This is a genomic window from Acinetobacter sp. ABJ-A23_2, from assembly GCF_044538765.1.
GTDB lineage: Bacteria > Pseudomonadota > Gammaproteobacteria > Pseudomonadales > Moraxellaceae > Acinetobacter > Acinetobacter nosocomialis_A.
In genome coordinates, this window is record NZ_JBIUCP010000002.1 from 143,249 (window position 1) to 153,803 (window position 10,555).

Annotated in this window: 8 protein-coding genes; 4 read left to right on the forward strand and 4 right to left on the reverse strand. The window is 39.2% G+C overall.

Annotated elements, in window-relative coordinates; translation table 11 throughout:
* Nucleotides 1-5: 5 nt before the first annotated feature.
* Nucleotides 6-242, reverse strand: a complete 237-nt coding sequence (locus tag ACH63V_RS01610) for a hypothetical protein (protein ID WP_396462541.1) — start codon at nt 240-242, stop codon at nt 6-8.
* Between the two features lie 97 nt (nt 243-339).
* Here ACH63V_RS01610 and ACH63V_RS01615 point away from each other — a divergent pair, with 97 nt between their 5' ends.
* Nucleotides 340-936: a hypothetical protein gene (locus tag ACH63V_RS01615; RefSeq protein ID WP_396462542.1), complete on the forward strand. Its 597-nt coding sequence runs from the start codon at nt 340-342 to the stop codon at nt 934-936.
* Nucleotides 937-940: 4 nt separating this feature from the next.
* Here the strand turns inward: ACH63V_RS01615 and ACH63V_RS01620 are convergent, their stop codons facing one another.
* Both ACH63V_RS01620 and ACH63V_RS01625 read right to left on the reverse strand, forming a co-directional pair.
* Nucleotides 941-2,380 (reverse strand): DUF2252 domain-containing protein, encoded by a 1,440-nt coding sequence (locus ACH63V_RS01620; RefSeq protein WP_396462543.1) that lies wholly within the window; start codon nt 2,378-2,380, stop codon nt 941-943.
* A 151-nt stretch (nt 2,381-2,531) separates the two neighbouring features.
* The gene (locus tag ACH63V_RS01625; protein ID WP_032048122.1) at nt 2,532-3,182 is read right to left on the reverse strand and encodes an HAD family phosphatase; all 651 of its coding nucleotides are present in this window, start codon (nt 3,180-3,182) and stop codon (nt 2,532-2,534) included.
* Nucleotides 3,183-3,365: 183 nt separating this feature from the next.
* Here ACH63V_RS01625 and ACH63V_RS01630 point away from each other — a divergent pair, with 183 nt between their 5' ends.
* The 3 genes from ACH63V_RS01630 to katG all read left to right on the forward strand — a co-directional run bounded on the left by ACH63V_RS01630 (nt 3,366) and on the right by katG (nt 8,902).
* Entirely contained in the window at nt 3,366-3,851 is a 486-nt protein-coding gene (locus ACH63V_RS01630; RefSeq protein WP_019458019.1) for an RNA pyrophosphohydrolase, read from the forward strand.
* Between the two features lie 84 nt (nt 3,852-3,935).
* Nucleotides 3,936-6,230, forward strand: coding sequence for a phosphoenolpyruvate--protein phosphotransferase (ptsP, locus tag ACH63V_RS01635; protein ID WP_263612849.1), 2,295 nt, complete (start codon nt 3,936-3,938; stop codon nt 6,228-6,230).
* 515 nt (nt 6,231-6,745) lie between these two features.
* Entirely contained in the window at nt 6,746-8,902 is a 2,157-nt protein-coding gene (gene katG / locus ACH63V_RS01640) for a catalase/peroxidase HPI (RefSeq protein WP_396462544.1), read from the forward strand.
* A 69-nt stretch (nt 8,903-8,971) separates the two neighbouring features.
* Here katG and ACH63V_RS01645 read toward each other — a convergent pair whose 3' ends face one another.
* Nucleotides 8,972-10,024, reverse strand: a complete 1,053-nt coding sequence (locus ACH63V_RS01645) for an MBL fold metallo-hydrolase (RefSeq protein WP_396462545.1) — start codon at nt 10,022-10,024, stop codon at nt 8,972-8,974.
* Nucleotides 10,025-10,555: the final 531 nt, after the last annotated feature.

Consider the following 10,555-nt stretch of genomic DNA (forward strand, 5'->3'; position numbering starts at 1 on the left):
TGCTATTAATGACTATATTTTTTAAAAAGGATATAAATCAAAACTGCAAAAGGCAGCAGCAAAAATAGTATGCCCCAACTGAAACATATAGCAGCAAAAATAATTCCGCCAAATGCACTCATAAACAGTAAAGCAATAATATAAATAAGGAGTTCGCCCAAAATAGCGGTAATAAGCTGATCTATAAACTCTTGAAAGAAACCAGTACTACTTTCATTTTTAGTGCGCTTGTTTTTAGCCATGCTATTTTTTAATTAATAAAGTTATATATTGATTAGAAATAATACTGTAAATATATACCCTTTACTCTACTATCATTATACTTTTCACTTAAGATTCATGATCGTGAAGAATCAATATTCCAAGATAATTAAAATCGGTTTATACAGCTTCATAACTTTAGCTGTCTTAGTTCTAGTTACATTTATTTGGTTTAAGCCGATACGTGTTGTTTTCGCCCATCACCTGTCATTGTTACATTGTGGAGGCAATGTCTGTGTAGATGATCCAAAAACAGAGCCTCTTGCAAAGACACTTTATAATCAGGCATTAAAAGAGACCCAAAATAAAGTAGGTGCTTTTCATCAACAACCCACTATGGTTTTTTGCTCAACTCCACAATGTGCCAATACCTTTGGTATGGAAAAAGCAGCCGCTAAAGCAGTAGGTAATTTGGGGTTATTGGTTGCACCACGTGGCTGGAAAGATTTCTACATCACCCATGAGCTTATTCATCACCGTCAAGCCGAAGAATGGGGAAATATTGCAATGCTGACTAAACCCAAATGGTTGGTAGAAGGTATGGCTTATAGTTTAAGTGATGACCCACGCCCTACTTTATCGGCACCCTTTCAGCAATGGCGGGCTCAATTTAAGCTTTGGCATCAACAAAACCCTGACCCAAATATTTGGTATACCACAAGCAAAGTTAAGTAATTTATTAAAGCGCATCATCTCCAGCGAGTTGAATCTTACTATCAGCAATTTCATTCATAAATTGTTGATAGTCGTTTAGATTGCGCTCTGCATATTCTTCTGCATACGTTTGTAATACATCTACAATCGTATCGCCCTCTCCAAGATATCCCATAAGTACATCTGCATTTCCAGATTTTGCATGGGCATGCGCTAAAGCTAAGCCACAATCTTCAGCATACTTATAGAAATACTCCTCATCCATATCATTAATATTAAAAGATATTTTCATATCGCGTAACTGACGGACATGAAAATGTTGATTCGATATTGAAGAAAATCCAAGAAATATATCACTTGCGGCCTGCATCAATTGCTGGCCATGTATTACACGTTCACCTTCGTGATTTACTTTTTCTACAAATAACGGACTAAGAATTGATGGATTCGCTTCTTTCATTTGTAAAATTAACGGTTCTCGATCTGCATCTTGAAATAAGGCTATGGCTGATCGAGTACCAACACTTCCAACACCAACCACTTTAAAGGCCACATCTGTACATTGATAACGATCAAAAAGTACTTGGCGATCATATTTCAAGGAATCACGATATTGTTGAAAGAATACATCAACATCTTTATTAAATGGTTCATCTGCACTGGGGTGCCATAATAACGGCAGATCATCTACAAAATGACGCAATCCTGTCTCTTGGTCTTGTTGGGTAAGCTTCGGCAAAACAGAATACACCGTTTTTTTCTGTGCCGAATCAATATCCTTTTCGCTTTTCTTTCTAAGTTTTCGGCATTCAGTATTTTCTAATAAGGTAATGGCATCAATCTTTTCATACCAAACTTGTAGGGGTGAAAGTTTCGCATTTTCTAATAAGTGCTGACGATAACTACTCAGCATTATTTTAATTGCTCTTAAACCCACTTTATCTGCAAGATTAATATCACGTGCTGCAATCACAAAACTGGTTGCTAAACGCTTTACGTCCCATTCAAAGGGGGCAACTAAAGTTTCATCGAAATCATTAATTCCAAATAACAGATTACGTTCTGGGCTTGCAAAACCACCAAAATTACTTAAATGACAATCACCACAAATCTGTTGAAATAAACCTGTATTTACCTGCTCCCATGCTTGGTCAAATAGCATCAAAGAAGGCATACCACGATAAAATGTAAATGGTGAAACACTCATCCGTTTTGCACGAATCGGTTTGAGTTTCTCTAATCGTCCTTGATTACTCCAATCATAGATCGTTAAGGCAGTTGTACCTTTTGGTCGTTCAGAAAGCTTTGACAACTGTTCACGCGGTACTTTTTTACGTTGAGCCTTACCTAATTTAAAGCCTTCACTTTTACTCAGTAATTTTCCCTGATAGCGATGGCGTGTTAAATCAACACTTTGATCATTCCAAAGTTGTTTTGGTAATTTAATCTGTGGTGTTTTTGACATTATTACCTCATTTTTAAAATTTATTTTTATTGAACTTATCAATATTTATTTTTGGATTAGGATTTTCAAGAAATATAAAAAATAATTTAAATATAATGAATTAAGAGCTGAAAGAGCTTATCTAATACATAGCTCTTCCAACTCTATAATCTTAAATCGACCAGTCCTGAATTTCCCAGTTGTGCTCTTGAGCTAACTTTTCTAGGCGATCATCAGGATTTACCGCAATCGCATGCGTTGCATATTCAAGTAAAAAACGGTCATTGATTGAATCTGAATACGCCCAAGACTCAGATACGCTACGGCCTGCTAACCAATCATCAAGACGTGCAAGTTTACCTTTTTGATAACATGCCAAGCCCGCAACTTTACCCGTATATTTTCCATCAGCCACTTCGGCATTGGTCGCTAAAATTTCAGTAATACCAAATTCACGGAAAATTGGCGCAGTAATAAAATCACTTGTTGCCGTAATGCCAACAATTGTATGACCTAAATCTTGATGTTTTTTGATTGCATCAAAACCTTTAGGGCGCATTTGTGGACGAATCACTTTTTGCATGAACAATTGGTGAAGCTCTGTTAAGTAGCTATTATCATGCTTTGTTAAGAAACCGAAAACGAATTCATTATAAGCATATGGGTCAAGTTGGCCAGCTTTGTAATCTTCATAAAATTTATCATTCATCTGACGATGATGAACCGGATCAACCAAACCTTCGTTGACTAAAAATTCACCCCACGAGTGGTCTGAATCGGTATTTAACAAGGTATGGTCTAAATCAAACAACGCCAGTTTCATGAAAATTCTCGTTTAAACTGAAATTTAAGAAAAAAAATGTAAATCTATCTCCGCTAGTCGATAGAAATTCGTTAAGATCGTAGCAATTTAAACATTTTACTTTGATCTTTTCGAGCTGGACATAAAAAAGTGTTTGTCCCCGCGATTAAAGTCAACGATATAGATAAATATTTAGGTAGCCAAATGATCGACTCAGAAGGTTTCCGACCCAATGTCGGGATCATTTTGGCAAACGATGATGGACAGGTTTTATGGGCAAAGCGCATTGGTCACAATGCTTGGCAATTTCCACAAGGAGGCATCCAGTTTGGAGAAACCCCTGAACAGGCACTTTTTCGAGAACTGAGAGAAGAAATCGGCTTATTGCCCGAACATGTCCAGATTATTGCGCAAACCAAGGGATGGCTGCGTTATCGTTTGCCACATCGGTACATTCGGTCAGACTCTGACCCCGTATGTATCGGACAGAAACAAAAATGGTTTTTACTGAAGTTAACTGCGCCTGCAAAAAATATTCAGTTAAACCTCTCAGACCCACCCGAATTCGATGAATGGCAGTGGGTTAGCTATTGGTATCCTCTTGGTCAAGTGGTGAACTTCAAGCGTGATGTTTACCGGAAAGCCATGGTGGAGTTGTGTACACAGTTGCCGTTGCAACAATTACCCTAAAAATCATTTATCTAGCAAATGATTTTTATTAAAAGTGCTGTTATAAATACATTCATAGTCTAAAAAATACTGGAGTATACATCCATGTCAAACATGCAACTCGACACTCTAAGACGCATTGTCCAAGAGATTAATGCGTCCGTGAGTTTGCATGAATCGTTAGACATTATGGTCAATCAGGTTGCTGAGGCCATGAAAGTGGATGTTTGCTCTATTTATTTACTCGATGAACGCAACCAGCGTTATGTCTTGATGGCCTCAAAAGGCTTAAATCCAGAATCAGTTGGTCATGTCTCATTGCAGTTAGGTGAAGGCTTGGTCGGTCTGGTTGGGCAACGTGAAGAAATTGTCAACCTTGACAATGCACCAAAGCACGAGCGCTTCTTGTATTTACCTGAAACGGGCGAAGAAATTTATAACTCATTCCTCGGCGTACCTGTCATGTACCGTCGTAAGGTTATGGGCGTTTTAGTTGTCCAAAATAGACTTCCTCAAGACTTTAGCGAAGCAGCCGAATCCTTTTTAGTTACGCTCTGTGCTCAGCTTTCTGGGGTAATTGCGCATGCTCACGCGGTTGGCAATATCGATGTATTTCGTAAGCCAAGTAATGGGCCTGCCTATAAAACCTTCCAAGGTGCTTCAGGTGCAGGTGGTGTTGCGTTAGGTCGCGCTATTATTTTATATCCACCTGCCGATTTGGGTGCAGTACCTGACCGTGAAGCAGAAGATATTAGCCATGAACTTCGTCTTCTAGATCAAGCGATTTCATCAGTTCGTTCAGAGATTCGTTCTTTAGATGAAAAAATGCATGATTCACTCATGGCCGAAGAACGCGCTTTATTTAGCGTTTTCTTAAGAATGCTAGATGAAAATGCATTACCTGCAGAAATTAAAGATCTGATTCGTGATGGTCATTGGGCGCAAGGTGCTGTACGTCGTGTAATTGAAAAACACACTGCCCTATTTGCGCAAATGGAAGATGACTATCTTCGCGAACGAGTTTCCGACCTTAAAGATTTAGGACGGCGTATTTTAGCTTCTTTGCAAGAAGAAGATTCAAGCCACCGTGAACTCAGCCCAGACAGTATTTTAATTGGTGAAGAAATTAGTACTGCTGCGCTCGTGGAATTACCGGTAGATAATATTGCAGCCATTGTAACCTCAGAAGGTGCTGCTAACTCGCATATGGTAATTGTGGCACGTGCATTGGGTATTCCAACAGTGGTTGGTGTAACTGAGCTACCTGTTAACACGCTCGATGATGCAGAAATGATTGTGGATGCGTATCAGGGCCGTGTTTTTGTAAACCCTCCACGTCGGTTACGTCAACGCTATAAAGAAATTCAGAAAGAAGATGAGCAAATCGCAAAAGATCTCAAACAATACGAGACTAAAGAAGCGATTACTCCAGATGGAGTATCAGTTCAACTTTTTGTAAATACAGGTCTCATGATTGATGTTGTTCGCGGCGTACAACGCGGCGCGCAAGGTGTGGGCCTATATCGAAGTGAAATTCCATTCATGTTGCGGGAACGTTTCCCAGGTGAAGAAGAACAACGTGCTATCTATCGTCAACAGTTGAGCCACTTTGCCAATAAACCAGTGGTGATGCGAACTCTCGATATTGGTGCTGATAAAGACTTACCATACTTCAGTATTGAAGAAGAAAACTCGGCGTTAGGATGGCGTGGTATTCGTTTTACGCTCGATCATCCAGAGATTTTCTCGGCACAAATCCGTGCAATGCTCAAAGCCAGTATTGGTTTAAATAACTTGCATATTCTGTTGCCAATGGTGACAACAGTCAGTGAAGTCGAAGAAGTACTTTATTTACTTGAGCGTGACTGGATAGCTGTGCAAGAAGAAGAGCAAGTTAAAATTACTAAACCAAAAATCGGGATTATGGTAGAGGTACCAAGTGTACTGCTACAAATTGATGAGTTTGCAGAGCTTGTCGATTTCTTCTCGGTTGGTTCAAATGATTTAACTCAATACTTGCTCGCAGTGGACCGTAATAATCCACATGTGGCCAGCGTATATTCACACTTCCATCCATCCATTTTGCGTGCCCTAACCCGACTGGTAAAGGAATGTCACAAGTACCAAAAACCGGTAAGTATTTGTGGTGAGATGGCGGGCGATCCGTTATCCGCAATCTTACTGATGGCAATGGGCTTTAATACCCTTTCTATGAGTTCAAGCAACATCTTACGTGTGCGTAAAGCAATTTGTCATGTACCCATGACAGATGCCCAAAAGTTACTTGATGATGTCATGAAAATGAATAACCCGCTTATTGTAAAAAGCTGGCTTGAGTACTACTTTAAAACGCATGGTTTAGCCGATATGGTTAAATCTAACCGTCTTGTCACCGTATAAATACTTTAAAAGGAGAGTTTTAACTCTCCTTTTTTATTGAACTATTTTTTAGATTTTCTCTCTTATTTTCAGATTCACATTTACCGTACTCAACAATTTTACTTCACTGTTAAAATCGGTTTTATCTATTAATATAGCCAATTTAATCCATTTGAAAAATAAATGATCAGATTCTAGTATATTTAAAGAACGAAATTGAAAGATATTGCGATGTTTCAATGATTAAGGAGCTCATGCCATGCATCATTATTTGCAAAAGTCGAACCATTTTCCCACTTGTTTTTTAGCCTTCATGCAGTAAATTGAAGGAATAATAAACAAAGGAAACTCATGTATTGTTGAGTAAAAATGATGAGCTGACATAACAGTGAAAAATTTTAAAACGGTTTATCTCACCACTTGTTCTCTCATTTCTTTATTCGATATGCATCACTTTTTTAACCCAGAAGTCCAGGAAAATGAGCCTTCGGTTCCATTAAGAGCTCAAATAAATATTACCCAGAGAGAATATAATCATGTCAAACGAATCAAAATGTCCTTTTTCAGGTCATAACTCAAAACCGCAAGTCACAGTCGGTGGTGGCACGACTAATTTGCACTGGTGGCCAAATCAATTACGCGTTGACTTGCTCAATCAACACTCGGAACGCTCCAACCCACTTGGTAAAGATTTTAATTACCGCGAAGAATTTAAAAAAATTGACTACTACGCGCTCAAAGCCGATATCAAAAATGTATTAACCGATTCTCAAGATTGGTGGCCAGCCGATTGGGGAAGTTACACAGGTTTATTTATTCGTTTAGCATGGCATGCTGCCGGTACTTATCGTATGGGTGATGGCCGTGGTGGTGCGGGTCGTGGTCAACAACGTTTTGCACCTTTAAATAGCTGGCCTGACAATGCAAGCCTAGATAAAGCACGTCGTTTATTATGGCCAGTTAAACAAAAATACGGTCAAAAAATATCATGGGCAGATTTATTTATTCTTGCCGGAAATATTGCACTTGAGTCTTCTGGCTTCCGTACCTTTGGTTTTGGTGCAGGCCGTGAAGATGTCTGGGAACCAGACAACGATGTAAACTGGGGCGATGAAAAAGAATGGTTAGCTCATCGTAACTCTGAAGCTTTGGCAGGCAGTAATCTTGCTGCAACCGAAATGGGTCTAATTTATGTGAACCCTGAAGGTCCAGAAGCCAGTGGTGACCCAAGATCAGCTGCACCGTTTATTCGTGCGACTTTTGGCAACATGGCAATGGATGATGAAGAAATTGTTGCTTTGATTGCAGGCGGTCATACTTTAGGTAAAACTCATGGGGCAGCCTCTGCTGATCATGTTCATGCTGATCCAGAAGGAGCACCAATTGAGCAAATGGGCTTTGGCTGGTCAAATAGCTTTGGTACAGGTGTTGGTAAAGATGCGATTACTTCAGGTTTAGAAGTGATTTGGTCACAAACTCCAACACAATGGAGCAATCACTTCTTTGAAAACCTATTCAAATACGAGTGGGTACAAGAGCGTTCACCTGCTGGTGCAATTCAATGGGTAGCAGCAGATGCTGAGGCAATCATTCCTGATCCTTTCGACCCATCAGTTAAACGTAAGCCAACAATGCTGACAACAGATTTGACCTTACGTTTTGACCCTGAATTTGAAAAGATCTCTCGTCGCTTCCATGATGACCCTCAAGCGTTTGCAAATGCTTTTGCTCGCGCATGGTTCAAATTAACTCACCGCGATATGGGTCCAAAAGCGCGTTATTTAGGTCCTGAAGTCCCTGCTGAAGATTTAATTTGGCAAGACCCATTACCTGCTGCCAGCGCTATTCCATCTGCTGCAAGCATTGCTGATGCAAAAGCAAAAATCGCTGCATTAGGATTATCTGCTGGAGAATTAGTTTCTCTTGGTTGGGCATCAGCATCAACATTCCGTGGTGGAGACAAACGCGGTGGTGCAAACGGTGCACGTATTGCTTTAGCTCCTCAACGTGGTTGGGAAGTAAATAAAAAAGCAGTTGAGACTTTAACTAAAATTGAAGAACTCAAACCATCAACTCAATTGTCATTGGCTGACTTAATTGTGCTTGCAGGTAACGTTGGTGTAGAGCAAGCTGCTCAAGCGGCAGGTTTTAACGTTAGCGTTCCATTTGCTCCTGGTCGCGTTGATGCATTACAAAGTCAAACTGATATCGAAACTTTCCAATTACTACTCGGCGCTGCTGATGGCTTTAGAAACTGGAAGAAAGAAGGTATCAACACACCAGCTGAAATCTTATTGATTGATAAAGCCCAACAACTGACTTTGACTGCACCAGAATTAACTGCATTAATTGGTGGTTTACGTGTACTGGGCACCAATTGGGATGGATCACAACATGGTGTATTCACTCAGCAAGTTGGTGTACTCAGCACAGATTTCTTTACGAACTTACTCGACATGTCGAATGTATGGGCACCTGTTGATTCAACAAGTGAAGTATTTGAAGGCAAAGACCGTAAGACAGGTGCAGTCAAATTTACTGCGACACGTAATGATTTAGTCTTTGGTTCGAACTCAATCTTACGTGCATTAGCAGAAGTTTATGCTCAAGCCGACGGTAAAGAAAAATTTGTTCAAGACTTTGTTGCAGCATGGACAAAAGTTATGAATCTTGACCGTTTTGACTTAGCTTAATTTTAGTCAAAATAATAAAAAGCCAGTTCAAATTGAACTGGCTTTTTTAATATAAAAAATAATAGCGTTTTAGACAGTCAATTTATGCCCTTCTCGAATGCAATAAAAAGGATTAGCAAGTTTTGATGATGCTTTAATCGCTTGAGCTAACGCATGTTCAGGATCTTCCCGATCTTCATCTGTTAACTGAAAAGTTCGATAGTGAATCGCAATAGACCGATGCGCTTGTAAATCTAAATGTGCATGCACTGCATCTTGAGGATTCATATGAACATAACTCATTAGTTTACGAGGTTCATAAGCTCCGATTGGAAGTAAGGCAACACGTGGTGCGCCATAGCGTGCATGTATCTGTTTGAAGTGCCCTGCATAGCCAGTGTCACCAGCAAAAAAACAATGTCCTGTTTTTGCTAAAACCGAAAAGCCGCCCCAAAGTGCTTTATTTTGGTCACGTAAGCCCCGCCCCGAACCGTGCTGAGCAGGTGTATAAACTATTCTTAACTCGTGATAAGGAATTTCCTGCCACCAATCCATTTCAATAACATGGAACTCTTTAGGCAAATAAAACCCATTGCCAAGCCCCGTATAAATCGGCATAGCGAATTTTTTATGTAGCCATTCAAGCGTTGCTAAATCCATATGATCATAATGATTATGGCTGAGTAGAACCCCATGAATGGTTGGCAACTGTTCCAAAGCAAATCCCGCTGGACATACACGGCGCGGACCACGTCCATGCAGTGGACTCGCATAATCACACCAAACTGGGTCGGTAATAAAGTTATATGGACCAATTTGAATGAGTACAGTAGCGTGACCTACAAACCACACTTGCCAATCATCTAAATCCGCATGAGGACGATTCTGCGGTAAAGCAATTGGCGTATTAACACGTACCTCATACTCATTCTGAATATCGACGTTCCATGTATAAGATTCACGAGTCACTAACCAACGCAATAATTCTTTCGATCCTCGTGCAGGCGATCTAGGCTGCTGATTATAAAAGCGTGTGTCTTTTTCATGGCCCAATTCAGGATGACAAAAAGGCGGTTTTATCCATGTATGCGTCCAACAGGACTGAGTCGGCAATTGATAAGTTAATGTCGGCTTGTCTTTCATGGGCTTATTCTATGGCTGTAGCATCAGGAGGATGAATCATTCTGTTTTCTATCTTAGCGATTTAAATAAATTAAGCTATGACACTTACACTTATTTATCATATAAATATCCCTTTATTTTGTCGCCGCCGACATACGTCAATCTAAAGTGCCACAAAAAAATGTTTAGATGTGTTGAGTTTGTGATTCGTTACTTACAGTTCTTATTAAAAGCTACTGTATAACATAACAATAGTATATAATAGGTAACCTATAACTGTAGCGTGAACTATTTTTATCTTAGTTAATCCATTATTTTTAAAGTTGCTTAAATTCATCAAACTTTATTGAACATAAATAAAATGAGAAAACCTGAAAAAATATAGAAATATAAACATGATACATTTACTAAAAAAATACTCTAGACACATTTTTTGTTCGAAAAATCATTGCCTCAACAATTGAATTAATTTTTCTTTTTTCATAATATGAGAAAACTTTACGTGATTTCCTACAACTAATTAAAATTTATTACTAAAATTTAAAATAAATT